The organism is Bordetella sp. 2513F2 (assembly GCF_054642735.1).
Window position 1 is genome coordinate 1629322 of the sequence record NZ_CM137755.1, and the last position, 14030, is coordinate 1643351.

Annotated in this window: 14 protein-coding genes and 1 tRNA gene; 12 read left to right on the forward strand and 3 right to left on the reverse strand. The window is 67.9% G+C overall.

The window, feature by feature from the left end; all coding sequences use genetic code 11:
• Nucleotides 1-64: 64 nt before the first annotated feature.
• The 11 genes from rlmB (at nt 65) to ACYBYQ_RS07785 (ending at nt 9966) form a co-directional block, all read left to right on the forward strand.
• Nucleotides 65-802: a 23S rRNA (guanosine(2251)-2'-O)-methyltransferase RlmB gene (rlmB, locus tag ACYBYQ_RS07735; protein WP_459618168.1), complete on the forward strand. Its 738-nt coding sequence runs from the start codon at nt 65-67 to the stop codon at nt 800-802.
• 48 nt (nt 803-850) lie between these two features.
• Complete coding sequence (locus ACYBYQ_RS07740) at nt 851-2095, forward strand: cystathionine gamma-synthase family protein (protein ID WP_459618169.1); 1245 nt, start codon at nt 851-853, stop codon at nt 2093-2095.
• Between the two features lie 13 nt (nt 2096-2108).
• Nucleotides 2109-2789, forward strand: a complete 681-nt coding sequence (locus ACYBYQ_RS07745; protein WP_459618170.1) for a Fe2+-dependent dioxygenase — start codon at nt 2109-2111, stop codon at nt 2787-2789.
• 346 nt (nt 2790-3135) lie between these two features.
• A complete protein-coding gene (locus tag ACYBYQ_RS07750) occupies nt 3136-3408 on the forward strand; it encodes an HU family DNA-binding protein (protein ID WP_459618171.1) in 273 nt (90 codons plus the stop codon).
• A gap of 124 nt (nt 3409-3532) precedes the next feature.
• Nucleotides 3533-3608 (forward strand) — tRNA-Val (locus tag ACYBYQ_RS07755).
• A gap of 326 nt (nt 3609-3934) precedes the next feature.
• A complete protein-coding gene (locus ACYBYQ_RS07760; RefSeq protein ID WP_459618172.1) occupies nt 3935-4813 on the forward strand; it encodes an energy transducer TonB in 879 nt (292 codons plus the stop codon).
• Between the two features lies 1 nt (nt 4814).
• On the forward strand, nt 4815-5714 hold the full coding sequence (locus tag ACYBYQ_RS07765) for a MotA/TolQ/ExbB proton channel family protein (protein ID WP_459618173.1): 900 nt from the start codon (nt 4815-4817) through the stop codon (nt 5712-5714).
• Nucleotides 5714-6193, forward strand: coding sequence for an ExbD/TolR family protein (locus ACYBYQ_RS07770; RefSeq protein WP_459618728.1), 480 nt, complete (start codon nt 5714-5716; stop codon nt 6191-6193). The genes ACYBYQ_RS07765 and ACYBYQ_RS07770 overlap by 1 nt, the downstream gene beginning before the upstream one ends.
• Nucleotides 6194-6244: 51 nt before the next feature.
• The gene (locus ACYBYQ_RS07775; protein ID WP_459618174.1) at nt 6245-6916 is read left to right on the forward strand and encodes a response regulator transcription factor; all 672 of its coding nucleotides are present in this window, start codon (nt 6245-6247) and stop codon (nt 6914-6916) included.
• Nucleotides 6917-6949: 33 nt separating this feature from the next.
• Nucleotides 6950-8071 carry a sensor histidine kinase gene (locus ACYBYQ_RS07780; RefSeq protein ID WP_459618175.1) on the forward strand — a complete coding sequence of 374 codons (1122 nt, stop codon included), beginning with the start codon at nt 6950-6952 and terminating at the stop codon, nt 8069-8071.
• Nucleotides 8068-9966, forward strand: coding sequence for a potassium transporter Kup (locus ACYBYQ_RS07785; protein WP_459618176.1), 1899 nt, complete (start codon nt 8068-8070; stop codon nt 9964-9966). Before ACYBYQ_RS07780 ends, ACYBYQ_RS07785 begins: the two co-directional genes overlap by 4 nt.
• A gap of 100 nt (nt 9967-10066) precedes the next feature.
• Here ACYBYQ_RS07785 and argG read toward each other — a convergent pair whose 3' ends face one another.
• A complete protein-coding gene (gene argG / locus ACYBYQ_RS07790) occupies nt 10067-11410 on the reverse strand; it encodes an argininosuccinate synthase (RefSeq protein ID WP_459618177.1) in 1344 nt (447 codons plus the stop codon).
• A 127-nt stretch (nt 11411-11537) separates the two neighbouring features.
• Entirely contained in the window at nt 11538-12482 is a 945-nt protein-coding gene (argF, locus tag ACYBYQ_RS07795) for an ornithine carbamoyltransferase (protein WP_459618178.1), read from the reverse strand.
• Between the two features lie 160 nt (nt 12483-12642).
• On the opposite strand from argF, the gene ACYBYQ_RS07800 reads away from it, so the two are divergent.
• Complete coding sequence (locus ACYBYQ_RS07800) at nt 12643-12933, forward strand: DUF3579 domain-containing protein (protein WP_459618179.1); 291 nt, start codon at nt 12643-12645, stop codon at nt 12931-12933.
• An 87-nt stretch (nt 12934-13020) separates the two neighbouring features.
• Here ACYBYQ_RS07800 and ACYBYQ_RS07805 read toward each other — a convergent pair whose 3' ends face one another.
• Nucleotides 13021-13974 (reverse strand): 2-hydroxyacid dehydrogenase, encoded by a 954-nt coding sequence (locus ACYBYQ_RS07805; RefSeq protein WP_459618180.1) that lies wholly within the window; start codon nt 13972-13974, stop codon nt 13021-13023.
• Nucleotides 13975-14030: the final 56 nt, after the last annotated feature.

The window sequence follows — 14030 nt, forward strand, 5'->3', positions numbered from 1 at the left end:
CCGCGAGGCGGCCGCGCCGGGCCCGGCGCGGCCCGGCCAGTCTCACCTAGAGGGTTTTCCTATTATGGCTTCGGCCCAAGTCCTGGCGGGCTTTCACGCGGTGGTCGCACGCCTGCGCCACGCGCCCGATTCGATCCGGGAGATCTACGTCGAGGCCTCGCGCCGCGACAAGCGCATGCAGAGTTTCATCGAGCAGGCCGGGCGCGCCGGCTGCCGGGTCCATCCGGTGCCCACGGACAGGCTGGACGGCCTGGCGCGCGGTACGCGCCATCAGGGTGTGGTGGCGCTGGCCGAGGAACGCAAGCTGGCGCAGGACCTCGACGAGGTCCTGGATACCGTCCCGGGGCCGGTGCTGCTGCTGGTGCTCGACGGCGTCACGGATCCGCACAACCTGGGCGCCTGCCTGCGCACGGCGGACGCCGCCGGGGTGCATGCGGTGGTCGCCCCGCGCGACCGGGCGGTGGGCCTGAACAGCACGGTGCAGCGCGTTGCCTGCGGCGCGGCCGATACCGTGCCGTACATCATGGTGACCAACCTGGCGCGCGCACTGCGCGGCATGAAGGATCGCGGCGTGTGGCTGGTGGGCACGGACGACCAGGCTGCCGAGCCCGTGCATGCCATCGACGCGCGCCAGCCCATGGCATGGGTCATGGGAGCCGAGGGCGAGGGCATGCGGCGCCTGACCCGCGAAACCTGCGACCAGCTGGTGCACATCCCCATGCTGGGATCGGTGGAAAGCCTCAACGTCAGCGTGGCGAGCGCCGTCTGCCTCTACGAAACCGTACGCCAGCGCCAGGCGTAAACTGCGGCGCATCCTCTCTTCCGTAGCGTTCCCGTACAGCGATCCATCATGCACACGACCGGCTTCACCACCGCCATCATCCATTCCGACCGCCAGCAGTCCGTCGAGCACGGGGCCGTGCACAAGCCCATGCATCCGTCCTCCGAATTCGTCTACGAGGATGCCAGGGAACTGGCGGCGGTGTTCCAGGGCAAGCCGGGCTTCACCTATGCGCGCCAGGGTACGCCGACCACCACGGCGCTGGAGGCGCGCATCAGCACGATGGAAGGCGGCAAGGGCACGGTCAGTTTCGCTACCGGCATGGCGGCGCTGACGGCGGTGTTCGGCACGCTGCTGCGCCGCGGCGACCACCTGGTTTCCAGCCAGTACATCTTCGGCAATACCAACAGCCTGCTCGGCACGCTGGCGGACCTGGGCGTGGAGATCAGTACGGTCGATGCCACGGACGCGGCCAACGTGCGTGCCGCTCTGCGGCCCAACACGCGCATGGTGTTCACCGAGACCATCGCCAATCCCGGCACGCAGGTGGCGGACCTGGCCGGAATGGGCGACGTGTGCCGCGAACGTGGGCTGGTGTACATGATCGACAACACGTTGACCTCGCCCTGGCTGTTCCAGGGGCGCACGGTGGGCGCGTCGCTGGTGATGAATTCGCTGTCCAAGTACATCGCCGGCCACGGTCATGCGCTGGGCGGCGCGATCACCGATACCGGGCTGTACGACTGGAGCGCCTATCCGAACATCCACGACGCGTACCGCAAGGGGCCGCCCACGGGCTGGGGCCTGACGCAGATCAAGAAGAAGGGCCTGCGCGACATGGGCGGCACGCTCGCCGCCGAACCGGCGCACCGCATCGCGGTCGGCGCCGAAACGCTGGCACTGCGCATGGAGCGCCACTGCAGCAATGCGCTGGCGCTGGCCCGTTTCCTGGAGTCCCATCCCGGCGTAGCGCGTGTGAGCTACCCAGGCCTGGCAAGCCATCCCCAGCATGAGCGCGCCGCCGCGCTTTTCGGCGGGCGCTTCGGCGGCTTGCTTGCGGTGGAGCTCGCCAGCGGCATCGACTGCTTCGATTTCCTGAATCGCCTGCGCGTGGTGCTCATGGCCACGCATCTGGGCGACACGCGCAGTCTCGCCTTGCCGGCCGCCCATACGATCTACTACGAAATGGGCCCGCAACGCCGGGCGGAGATGGGTATCGCCGACAGCCTGATCCGGGTGTCCGTGGGCATCGAAGACGAAGCCGACCTGATCCGCGATTTCGATCAGGCGCTGCAGGGCTGCATGGCGCAATGAACCGGAGGCGGACATGCTGATCGAGGTTGCCGAGGTTTTCACGCCGCCGGAGGCCCGCGAGATCCGTGAGCGCCTGGACGCGGCCGAGTGGGTGGATGGGCGGGCCACTGCGGGCCACCAGTCCGCGCAAGTGAAACACAATCGCCAGCTGCCCGAGCAGCACCCGCTGGCCCAGGAGCTGGGCGCATTGATCCTGCAGCGCCTGGCGGGCAACAATCTGTTCATGGCGGCCGCATTGCCGCGCAAGATATTCCCGCCGCTGTTCAACCGCTACGAGGGCGGCGAGTCCTTCGGCTATCACGTCGACAACGCAGTGCGGGCCGTGCCGGGCTCGAACGAACGTGTGCGCACCGACCTGTCGGCCACGCTGTTCTTTTCCGACCCCGACAGCTACGACGGCGGCGAACTGATCATCGACGATACCTACGGCCCGCGCCCGGTCAAGCTGCCGGCAGGCCACATGGTGCTGTACCCCGGCACCAGCCTGCATCGTGTGGCGCCCGTGACGCGGGGCGCGCGCGTCAGCGCCTTCTTCTGGCTGCAGAGCCTGGTGCGCGAAGACAGCCAGCGCAGCCTGCTGCTGGAGCTCGACGTCGCCATCCAGCGCCTGCACCAGGACGCTGCCGGGCATCCGTCCCTGGTGCAGCTCACCGGCGTCTATCACAACCTGTTGCGTCGCTGGGCCGACGTATAGCGTCGCGCTCCGGCCCGGTTTCGGGTGGCGGAGCGTGCCTGGGCGATGAGGCCGCCCGCCGCCCGGGCGCAGCGGGGCCGCACGCGTGAAACCCAGCAACCATGCGGGTTGTAAAGCGGTTTATGCTTGACAGCCGTGCGGCCGGCGATGCCTAATACGGCTCTACGTCGCAGCAGCCTCTCTAGGTCTTACGCCGAGGCTGCTGCGACGTAGCAGTTAATACGCTGTGCTTTCCTGCAGCACAAGAATCTGCTTGCACTCGTCAGTTCACTGTTTCGCGACGCCGTGCCACGTGGCACCGACTCGTGGGCGTCGGCACAACCCAATTTGTGAGGGGTAAACCTGAATGAATAAAACCGAACTCATCGATCACATCGCCAGCAAGGCCGACATCTCGAAGGCCGCCGCCGGCCGTTCGCTGGATGCGCTGATCGGTGCCGTCAAGACCACTCTCAAGAAGGGCGGTACGGTTACGCTGGTCGGCTTCGGAACCTTTGCCGTTTCTGCCCGTGCCGCGCGCACCGGCCGCAATCCGCGCACGGGCGAAAGCATCAAGATCAAGAAGGCCAAGGTGCCCAAGTTCCGTCCTGGCAAGGCGCTGAAAGACGCCGTCAACTGAGCCCCGCAGTCTGGCCCGCCGCACGGGCGTGGCTGCATTTGCTCGACGGCATTTGCTCGGCGATACGCGGTCCGCTATACTGCGGTCCGCGTATTGCTTTGAGTTGCCCCACTGGCACCACAGGGGGTGCTTAGCTCAGCTGGTAGAGCGGCGCCCTTACAAGGCGTAGGTCGGGGGTTCGAACCCCTCAGCACCCACCAAAGCCCACGCATGCCGTGCCGATTGCGGCGATTCTCGCCGCGCTGCTTCGCCAGTACGGCACGCGGGCTTCGCTCCTCCTCCTGGCCGTCTCGCGCCACATTCCGTTTTCCTCTCCTCGCTGCCGTGTGCTGCCGTTTCCCGGCTGTCATGCTGCATGGGTAACCTGCGCGCATGCGGGTGCTGCCCGGTTCCGGGGCAGCTCTCCAGGTGCGAGGGAACTTGCGAATCATTCGCATTTAATATAATGTGTCGGGTTTGAAGCCGCTGGCGGCACGGGTTGCAAGCCCTGGCTCGCCGGCCCGATTTCCAGAGCCCACGGCGATTCATGCCTAGCCCCGAATACGGTAGGTCAGTTCCTTCTACGTCGCAGCCGTCGTTCGCACTGCGAACTGGTGCCGGTATTTTCGTGCTTGCAGCGCATGCTGCAGTGCTTGGCGCGATTTTCCTCAATCAAAGCCCCCGTCCCGAACTGATGGAGCCCGAGGCGGTGATGGTGAGCGTGATCGAGGCGCCCGTGCCCGAGGTTGCGCAAGCCGAGCCTACGCCGGAGCCCGTCCCGGAACCCGCACCCGAACCAACGCCGGAGCCGCCGGTGGAAGAGCCGCCGCCCGAGCCCGTGGTGGAGCCCGAACCGCCGCCTGAACCGGAGCCGGTGGTGGAGCCCGAGCCGGAGCCCGAGCCCGTGGTCGAGGCGCCGCCGGAGCCGGTCAAGCCCAAACCGGAACCCAAGCCCGAACCTAAACCGGAACCCAAGCCCAAGCCCAAGCCTGAACCCAAGCCGAAGCCAAAACCGGAACCCAAGCCCAGGCCGCGCCCGACGCCGGAGCCCGCGCCGCCCCCGGCCGCCAAGCCGCCTGCCGGTACGCCGGAAGGCAGCCAGGTGAACCAGGCACCGCGGCAGGCGCCGCCGCCCGACCAGCCGGTGATGGTGTCCAACGTCGAGTATGCCGGCGCCCGGCCCGTGCCGACGTATCCCATGATGTCGCGCCGTCTGCGCGAGGAGGGTCGCGTGGTGGTGATGGTCCTGATCGGTACCGGGGGCGAGGTGCAAAGCGCCACCATCGACCAGTCCTCAGGACATTCCCGCCTAGACGAGGCGGCGCTGGCCGCTGCCCGCAAGGCCCGGTTCAAGCCGCTCATGCGTAACGGCGTTGCCTATCCGGCCCGCGCCAAACTGCCTTTCGATTTCAAGATGAGGAACTGAGATGTCCGACGCCCTTCACAACGCCGTACTCGTGGCGCAGGCGGCCACGCCCGCCGCGCCGCCGGCAACCGCGGCCGCACCCGCGGCGCCGTCCGCAGCGCCTGCCGCCCAGCAGGCCGCTGACGCACTGGGCGCAGCCGCGGCGCAGCTGCCCGCGCCCGACATGGGCTTCATGCACTTCATCGCCCAGAGCGACTTCGTGGGCAAGTCGCTGTTCGTCATCCTGATCCTGATGTCCCTGGTCACGTGGTACCTCATCGTGGTCAAGGCTTTCAGCAGCATGCGCATGCGCCGTCGCTCGGAAGACTTCCTCAACAAGTTCTGGAACGCCAGTTCGCTGGAACAGGTCGAGAACGAGATCGCCACGCATGGCGCCCGCGATCCATTCTCCCACCTGGCCAGCCATGCCATCCACGCGCAAAGCCACCACGCCAAGTTCGGCGCCACCAAGCTCGAGGAAGTCGGCACCAACGGCGAATTCGTCACGCGCACCATGCGCAAGGTCATAGACGAGGAAACCGCCAAGCTCGAGAACGGCCTCACGGTGCTGGCTTCCGTGGGATCGACCGCGCCGTTCGTCGGCCTGTTCGGCACGGTGTGGGGCGTCTATCATGCGCTGGTGGGCATCGGCATGGCCGACGGCGTCACGATCAACCGTATCGCCGGCCCGGTGGGCGAGGCGCTCATCATGACCGGCCTGGGCCTGGCCGTGGCCATTCCGGCGGTGCTGGCCTACAACACGTTCGTGCGCAACAATCGCGTGTTCCTGTCGCGCCTGGACGCCTTTGCGCACGACCTGTTCGCGTTCCTCATCACGGGGCAGCAGGTGGCCGTGTCCGACGGCAAGGTGCGGGCCCTGCGCCGCCACGGCAGCGGCGCCCCCACGCGCGGGAGTGAATGATGGCTTTCGGCAGCTTCGACAACAAGGGGGCGGGCGGTCATACCGTCTCCGAGATCAACATGGTGCCGCTGATCGACGTCATGCTGGTGCTGCTCGTGATCTTCATCATCACCGCGCCGCTGCTGGCGCACTCGATCCGCATCAACATCCCGCAGGTGAGCGCGGAGCAGATCCAGGAAGATCCCAAGACCATCGACCTGGCCATCGACGCCAACGGCGCGCTGTTCTGGAACGAGCAGCCGGTGCGCATCGACGATCTCCCCGCACGCTTCCAGGGGGTCGCGGGCGAGAAACCCCAGCCCGAGATCCGCATCCGGGCCGACCAGAACACCCGCTACGAGACGCTGGCACAGGTGATGGCCTCGGCCCGGCGCTCCGGCATGACGCGCATCGGCTTCGTCACCACGCCCGGGGCGGCCGCGGCCCAGTCGCCGGCCGCCCCGACGCCGGCACCGTCCGCCGCGCCGGCTGCGCCCTGACCGGCACAAAAGGCTGCGCCACACGACCCGGGTTCGCGCTAGAATCTCGCGATGCGAGTTCTAGTCATCGAAGACGACACCACCCTGGGCCACGCGCTCCAGGAGTTCCTTTCCGACCAGGGATACGCGGTCGACTGGCTCACCGAAGGTGACAAGGTAAGGGGGGCCGTGGCCGGCCAGGCCTACGACCTCGTCCTGCTCGACCTCAACCTGCCCGGACGTGGCGGCCTCGACGTGCTGCGCGATCTGCGCCAGGACGGCAACCAGGTTCCCGTGCTGATCCTCACGGCGCGTGATGGCCTGGACGACCGCGTCGCCGGCCTGGATGCCGGCGCCGACGACTACGTCACCAAGCCCTTCGATCTTCCCGAACTCGCCGCCCGCGTGCGCGCCCTGGGCCGCCGGCGCACCGGCCAGGTCCAGCCCACCATCGAGGCCGGGCCGCTGGTGTTCGACACGGTGGGCCGCGAGGTGCGCGTCCACGGCCAGCGCCTGGCGCTCTCCGTGCGCGAGCTCTCCGTGCTGGAGATGCTGATGGCGCGGGCAGGCCGCGTCGTCACCAAGCGCCAGATCGTCAACTCGCTGTCGGCCTGGGATGCCGACTTCAGCGAGAACGCCGTCGAGGTATACGTGTATCGCCTGCGCAAGCGGCTGGAAGGCACCGGCGCCAGCATCCAGACCGTGCGCGGCTTCGGCTATCTCCTCGACGTCGAAGGCGCCTGACACGCGCAGCGGCCCGTACCGCGCCTCCTCCCCATGCCGGACACCCCCAGACAGATACCGCCAGCCGCGCCTTCCGGTTCCAGCTGGCTGCCCCGGGGGTCCCTGGCGCGCCACCTGGTGGTGCGCCTCATGCCGCCCATCCTGGTGCTGGTCCTGCTGGATCTCGCCGCCACCTGGGTCATCACCCACAAGATCGAGATGTCCCTGTGGATGCTCGAGGACTTCTTCTGGCTCGTGGTGGTGGGGCAGGTGTTGCTGATCGCGCTGTTTGCCGGCGTGATCGTCCAGGGTGTGCGCTCGGGCCTGCGTTCGGTGAATCATCTGGCGGACGAGATCGGCCAGCGTTCCATCGACGACATGCAGCCCATGGCGGTGGCCAACCTGCCGGCCGAGATCGCGCCGCTGGTCACCCACATCAACGACCTGCTGGCGCGCCTCGATGCCTCGCTGGCGGCCCAGCGCCGTTTCATCGGCCATGCCGCGCATCAGCTGCGCACGCCGCTCAGCGGGCTGCGGCTGGAGTCCGAACTGATGCTGGCGCGTCCGCTGCCCGACGACGTGCGCGTGCGGGCCGAGCGCATCAAGGCGGTCAGCGACCGCATGATCCGGCTGGGCCAGCAGCTGCTCGTGCTGGCGCGTGCCGATCCCGACGCCCGCCCGCAAGACCGCTTCCAGCGTCTGGACCTGTGCGAATGGGTGCGCGCCAGCGGCGCCGAATGGATTCCGCGGGCACGGGCAGCCCAGGTCGACATCGACCTGGCGGCACCCGAGCATCCGGTATGGATAGACGGCGATCCGCTGCTGCTCGACGAACTGCTGGGCAATCTCATCGACAATGCACTGCGCTACGGCCGTCCGAAGGGCCACATTGCCCTCACGGTGGGCGCCAACCCGCCGGCCCTCATCGTTGAGGACGACGGGCCGGGCATTCCGCCCGAAGAGCAGGGCAGGGTGTTCGAGGCCTTCTACCGCGCGCCCGATGCTGCCGTGGGCGGCTCGGGCCTGGGCTTGGCCATCGTGCGCGAGATCGCCAACGCGCATGGCGCCTGGTGGAAGCTCGTCAGCCTGCCTGCGTTGCAGGGCACCCGTCTTTCGGTCGTCTTCCCGGGCCCGCGCAAGGGGGCCCAGCTCACCCGCCACGAACGTCACGCATGAATGCCCCGGCTATGTCCGCGCACAGCCCCGCAGGCGCCGCCTCGTCCCGCGCTGCCCTGGTGCTGGGCGCGCTGGGCGTGGTGTACGGCGACATCGGCACCAGCCCGCTCTATACGCTGAGGGCCTGCCTGAGCTCCTTCGCCGACCTGCATCCCGAACACGTGCTCGGGGTGCTGTCCATTCTCTTCTGGCTGCTCATGGTGGTGGTTTCGTACAAATACGTGACCCTGATCCTGCGCGCCGACAACCGGGGCGAGGGCGGCACGCTGGCGCTGCTGGAGCTTGCCGTGCGCAGCCGCACCGGGCGGTTGCGCACGCTGCTGGTGGTCCTCGGCATCTTCGGCGCGGCGCTGTTCTATGGCGACAGCATGATCACCCCGGCAATCTCGGTGCTGTCCGCCATCGAGGGCGTGGGCGTGGTCTCGCATCGGCTGGACCACTGGATCGTGCCGCTTGCGCTGGTGGTGCTGATCCTGCTGTTTTCCATCCAGTCGCGCGGCACCGGTACGGTGGGCAAGCTGTTCGGGCCGGTCATGGCCCTGTGGTTCCTGACCCTGGCGCTGCTCGGGCTGTGGCAGATCTGGCAGATGCCGGCCGTGCTGGCCGCGCTCAATCCCATGATGGCCGCGCGCTTCGTGTACGCATACCCCACGATGAGCTTTCTGTTGCTGGGCGCAGTCGTGCTGGCGCTCACCGGCGCCGAGGCGCTGTATGCCGACATGGGACACTTCGGCCGGCCCGCCATCCGGCGCGCCTGGTTCTTCATGGTGCTGCCCGCGCTCACGCTGTGCTATTTCGGCCAGGGGGCGCTGCTGCTGCGCGATCCCTCGGCCTTGCGCAATCCGTTCTTTCTCATGGCGCCCGAATGGGGCGTGGCGCCGCTGGTGGCGCTGGCCACCGTGGCCACGGTGGTGGCGTCGCAGGCCGTGATCTCCGGCGCGTATTCGGTCACGCGGCAAGCCGTGCAGCTGGGCTTCTGGCCGCGCATGCAGATCCTGCATACGTCCGAACTCGAGAAAGGCCAGATCTACCTGCCGCAGGTCAATGCGCTGCTGCTTTGTGCCGTGATCGTGCTGGTGCTGCTGTTCCGCAATTCCGAGAACCTGGCCGCCGCCTATGGCTTCGCCGTCACCGGCACCATGCTCACCACTTCGGTGCTGGCTTTCGCCGTGCTGCCGCGCGGCACGCGCGGCGCGCGCCGCCTGGCCTGGATGGCGTGCCTGGGCCTGCTGCTGGTGGTCGACATACTGCTGTTCGGCGCCAACGTCTTCAAGATCCACGAGGGCGGCTGGATGCCGCTGCTGGTGGGCATCGTGGTCTTCGTGCTCATGATGACCTGGCGCCGAGGCCGTACGCTGCTGGCTGACTTGCAGGCGCGCGACCGGCAGCCGGTGCAGCCCTTCATGACGCAGCTGGAGGAATATCCGCCTGCGCGGGTATACGGCACCGCCATCTTCATGACGATGAATTCAGGCTACGTGCCGCCCGCCCTGCTGCACAACCTCAAGCACAACAAGGTGCTGCATGAGCAGGTCATCTTCCTCACCGTGCACGTGGCCGACGTGCCCCACCTGGACCCCGAGGATCGTTACACGCTCACGCCGGTCAGTGCATCGAGCTGGCAGGTGACGGTGCAGTACGGCTTCAAGGAGGATCCGGACATCCCCGCGGCCCTGCGCCTGGTGGCGCACGACCATCCCGAGCTGGACCTCGATCCGATGCGCACCTCGTTCTATCTTTCGCGCCAGACGGTGGTGGCGGGGAAGCATCCGGCCATGTCGGCATGGCGGCGTGCCTTGTTCAGCTTCATGGCGCGCAACGGCACGCGCAGCACCCGGTTCTTCAAGATCCCGCCCAACCGCGTGGTTGAGATGGGGATGCAGGTAGAAGTGTAGCGGTCCGCCCGGAGCGCGGGGCACGGCCGGCCGGCGCGCAAAGCAGAACGCCCCGTCGGTGACGGGGCGCTCCGGGCCTGTGCGGGGCAGGGTGGCAGCCTTACTTCTTGCTGCCGTCGTCCTTGATCTGGGGCAGCGCCTCGCCCGACGACGCGGCCAGCAGGCCCGCCTTGACGTACGTGAACAGCTTCTCGCGCGTGTCGACGATGTCGAGATTGCGCATGGTGAGCTGGCCGATGCGGTCTGCCGGCGTGAAGGGCGCGTTCTCGACCTTCTCCATGGACAGGCGCTCGGGCGCGTAGGTGAGGTTGGGCGATTCGGTATTCAGCAGCGAGTAGTCGTTGCCGCGGCGCAGCTCGACGGTGACTTCGCCGGTGATGGCGCGCGCCACCCAGCGCTGGGCGGTTTCGCGCAGCATGATGGCTTGCGGATCGAACCAGCGGCCCTGGTACAGCAGGCGGCCGAGCTTCAGGCCGTTGATGCGGTACTGCTCGATGGTGTCCTCGTTGTGGATGCCCGTGACCAGGCGCTCATAGGCGATGTGCAGCAGGGCCATGCCCGGGGCTTCGTAGATGCCGCGACTCTTGGCCTCGATGATGCGGTTCTCGATCTGGTCGCTCATGCCCAGGCCGTGGCGCCCGCCGATGGCGTTGGCTTCGGCCATGAGGGCCACGGGATCGGAGAACTCCACGCCGTTCAGCGCCACCGGCCGGCCTTCCTCGAAGCGCACGGTGACCTCTTCGGCCTTGACGTCCACGTCGTCGCGCCAGAAGGCCACGCCCATGATGGGCTTGACGATGCGGATGCCGGAAGCCAGCTGCTCCAGATCCTTGGCCTCGTGCGTGGCGCCCAGCATGTTGGAGTCGGTGGAGTAGGCCTTCTCGGCCGACATCTTGTAGTCGAAGCCTGCCTTCTTCATGTACTCCGACATCTCGGCGCGGCCGCCCAGCTCGTCGATGAAGCGCTGGTCGAGCCAGGGCTTGTAGATCTTCAGCTCGGGATTGGTGAGCAGCCCGTAGCGATAGAAGCGCTCGATGTCGTTGCCCTTGAAGGTGCTGCCGTCGCCCCAGATGTTGACGCCGTCTTCCTTCATGGCGGCCACCAGCATGGTGCCGGTGACGGCGCGGCCGATGGGCGTGGTGTTGAAGTAGGTGATGCCTGCCGTGGAAATGTGGAAGGCGCCGGCCTGCAGCGCGGCGATGCCTTCGGCCACCAGCTGGGCGCGGCAGTCGATCAGCCGGGCGTTCTCGGCGCCGTATTCCATGGCGCGGCGCGGGATGGCGTCGTAGTCCGGCTCGTCGGGCTGGCCCAGGTTGGCAGTGTAGGCGTAGGGGATGGCCCCCTTCTCGCGCATCCAGAGCAGCGCGGCGCTGGTGTCCAGGCCGCCGGAGAAGGCGATGCCGACCTTCTGGCCGGTGGGAAGGCTGGGGAGGATCGTGGTCATGGGTAGGAAGTGGGCGCCAACGGGACGAGGGCGGCGCGAGGGCCGCCGGGAGGAATCGAGCGGGCTATTTTAGCGCTTTTGCCATGCCGCGCCGCCCGGCGGCCCGGCACGGCAGGCGGGCGGCAGCCTACGCGGGCAGCTGGCCCAGCAGCAGGAACTCCATCAGGGCCTTCTGCACATGCATGCGGTTCTCGGCCTCGTCCCAGACCACGCTCTGCGGCCCGTCGATGACCTCGCCCGTGACTTCCTCGCCGCGGTGGGCGGGCAGGCAATGCATGAAGATGGCCTGGGGGTCGGCCACCGCCATCATCTCGGCGTCGACGCACCAGTCGGCGAAGGCGGCGCGCCGCTCTTCGTTCTCGGCCTCGTAGCCCATGCTGGTCCAGACGTCGGTGGTGACGAGATGCGCCCCGCGGCAGGCGTCCATGGGATCCCGGAATTGACGCAGCACCGAGGCGGCCGGCTCGCCGATGCGGGCCGGTTCCAGCTCGTAGCCCGAAGGGGTGGACACGTGCAGGGTGAAGCCCAGCATCTCGGCGGCCTGCAGCCAGGTATACGACATGTTGTTGGCGTCGCCCACCCAGGCCACGATCTTGCCGGCGATGGGCCCGCGATGTTCGATGTAGGTGAAGATGTCGGCCAGGATCTGGCAGGGGTGGTACTCGTTGGTGAGGCCGTTGATCACCGGCACCCGGGAGTGGGAAGCGAACCGCTCGATGCGGGTCTGCTCGAAGGTGCGGATCATGACGATGTCGACCATGCGCGAGATCACGCGCGCCGTATCCTCGATGGGTTCCGAGCGGCCGAGCTGGGAGTCGTTGGACGTCAGGTTGATGACGGAGCCGCCCATCTGGTACATGCCGGCCTCGAACGACACCCGGGTGCGCGTGCTGGCCTTCTCGAACACCATGGCCAGCGTGCGGTCGTGCAGCGGCATGTGCGGTTCGTAGCGCTTGAACTTGTCCTTGATCAGGCGGGCGCGGTCGAGCACGTAGGCGATCTCGGCCGGGGAAAGGTCTTTGAACTGCAGGAAATGGCGCAGGGGGCCGGTCTGGGTCGTGGTCTGAGTCATGATGTTTCGGTGTTCTGGGCGCGGGCCCGCAAAGCGGGGGCCCGGCATGCTCGGTGTACCGCCGGGGGCCGGGGCCAAAGGATCAATCATATACAATTCGCGGCGCAGGCCGCATTTGATGCGCGGCTCCGGCGCTCAGGCTGCCCGCAGTGAAGAACCCATGTCAACTCGCGTCAGACAATTCGTAATCCACGGCGTCACCGAGACCGGTGCCCGCTTCCGCCCCAGCGACTGGGCCGAGCGGCTTGCCGGCGTGATGGCGCAGTTCCGTCCCCCGGGCAGCGTGGGCAATCACCTCACCTATTCGCCGTACGTGCTGCCGGTGGTAATAGATGGCGTGCGCTGCGTGGTGGTGGACGAGCGCCTGCGCGAACTCGAGCCGCTGGCCTACAAGTTCGTGGTGGATTTCGCCCGCGACAACAATCTCAAGACCGAGGAGCGCGAGGCGTAGGCCGGCGCGGGGCTGCGGCTCCCCCGACACCCGCTTCGGGGCGTCCGCAGCCAGGCGCGCCAGGGCGCCCGGGTCGGGCGGGGCCGGTCAGGCTACCGGCGTGATCACCTTGCCGGTATCGAAATAGGCGCGCAGGTTGTCCAGCATCAGGTCTTCCATGGCAAGCCGCGTCTCGTAGCTGGCGCTGCCGATGTGCGGCAGCACCACGGCCTGGTCGGACGTCTTGAGGAAATCGGGCACCTTCGGCTCGTGCTCGAAGACGTCCAGGGCGGCGAAGCCCAGCTTGCCGGATTCCAGCAGCTCGACCATGGCGGCCTCGTCGATGACGGGGCCGCGCGCGATGTTGACCACGATGCCCTTGGGGCCCAGCGCTTCCAGGACCTCGCGGCCGACCAGGTGGCGGGTGCCCGCGCCGCCCACGGTGGCCACGATCAGGAAGTCGGCCCATCCGGCCAGTTCCACCAGCGTGTCGGCGTAGTCGTAGGGGACGTCGTCGCGCCGGCGGCGGTTGTGGTAGCGCACCTGCATGTCGAAGCCGGCGCCGCGCCGGGCGATGGCCTCGCCGATGCGGCCCAGGCCCACGATGCCCAGCTTCTTGCCGCTGACGCGCAGGCCCAGCGGGATGTTGCCCGGCGCCTGGCCCCACAGGCCGGCTCGCACGAAGCGCTCGCCCTGTCCGATGCGGCGCGCCGCGGCCAGCAGCAGGCCCCAGGCCAGGTCGGCCACGCAGTCGGTGAGTACGTCGGGCGTGTTGCTGACCTGGATGCCGCGGGCGCGTGCCGCGTCCACGTCTATGGTTTCGTAGCCCACGCCCCAGCTGCATATGGCCTTGAGATCGGGCAGGGCGGCAATGAGGTCGGCCCGGGCGCCCATGCTGGCGGAGGTGACCAGGGCCGTGATGCCCTTGCCGTGCTCGGCCAGCGCCTGCGCGCGGTCGGCGTGTTTCCAGAGTTCGAAGACGTCGTAGGCGTCTGCCAGGCGGGCGTTGGCCGAGGGCGAACCGCCCAGCGAACCGACCTGCAGGATGCGGTGCTTGCTCATGGGATCTGCGATTGCGGGTGGGAAAGCCAGAATCCTACTTGAATACCGCGGCCGGC

Excerpts from the sequence above, each read along its gene's own strand:
- rlmB (WP_459618168.1), top strand. The coding sequence starts at position 65 with ATGGCTTCGGCCCAAGTCCTGGCGGGCTTTCACGCGGTGGTCGCACGC.
- ACYBYQ_RS07745 (WP_459618170.1), top strand. The coding sequence starts at position 2,109 with ATGCTGATCGAGGTTGCCGAGGTTTTCACGCCGCCGGAGGCCCGCGAG.
- ACYBYQ_RS07750 (WP_459618171.1), top strand. The coding sequence starts at position 3,136 with ATGAATAAAACCGAACTCATCGATCACATCGCCAGCAAGGCCGACATC.
- ACYBYQ_RS07800 (WP_459618179.1), top strand. The coding sequence starts at position 12,643 with ATGTCAACTCGCGTCAGACAATTCGTAATCCACGGCGTCACCGAGACC.
- ACYBYQ_RS07760 (WP_459618172.1), top strand. The coding sequence starts at position 3,935 with ATGCCTAGCCCCGAATACGGTAGGTCAGTTCCTTCTACGTCGCAGCCG.
- argG (WP_459618177.1), bottom strand. The coding sequence starts at position 11,410 with ATGACCACGATCCTCCCCAGCCTTCCCACCGGCCAGAAGGTCGGCATC.
- ACYBYQ_RS07765 (WP_459618173.1), top strand. The coding sequence starts at position 4,815 with ATGTCCGACGCCCTTCACAACGCCGTACTCGTGGCGCAGGCGGCCACG.
- ACYBYQ_RS07785 (WP_459618176.1), top strand. The coding sequence starts at position 8,068 with ATGAATGCCCCGGCTATGTCCGCGCACAGCCCCGCAGGCGCCGCCTCG.
- ACYBYQ_RS07780 (WP_459618175.1), top strand. The coding sequence starts at position 6,950 with ATGCCGGACACCCCCAGACAGATACCGCCAGCCGCGCCTTCCGGTTCC.
- argF (WP_459618178.1), bottom strand. The coding sequence starts at position 12,482 with ATGACTCAGACCACGACCCAGACCGGCCCCCTGCGCCATTTCCTGCAG.
- ACYBYQ_RS07805 (WP_459618180.1), bottom strand. The coding sequence starts at position 13,974 with ATGAGCAAGCACCGCATCCTGCAGGTCGGTTCGCTGGGCGGTTCGCCC.
- ACYBYQ_RS07770 (WP_459618728.1), top strand. The coding sequence starts at position 5,714 with ATGGCTTTCGGCAGCTTCGACAACAAGGGGGCGGGCGGTCATACCGTC.
- ACYBYQ_RS07740 (WP_459618169.1), top strand. The coding sequence starts at position 851 with ATGCACACGACCGGCTTCACCACCGCCATCATCCATTCCGACCGCCAG.
- ACYBYQ_RS07775 (WP_459618174.1), top strand. The coding sequence starts at position 6,245 with ATGCGAGTTCTAGTCATCGAAGACGACACCACCCTGGGCCACGCGCTC.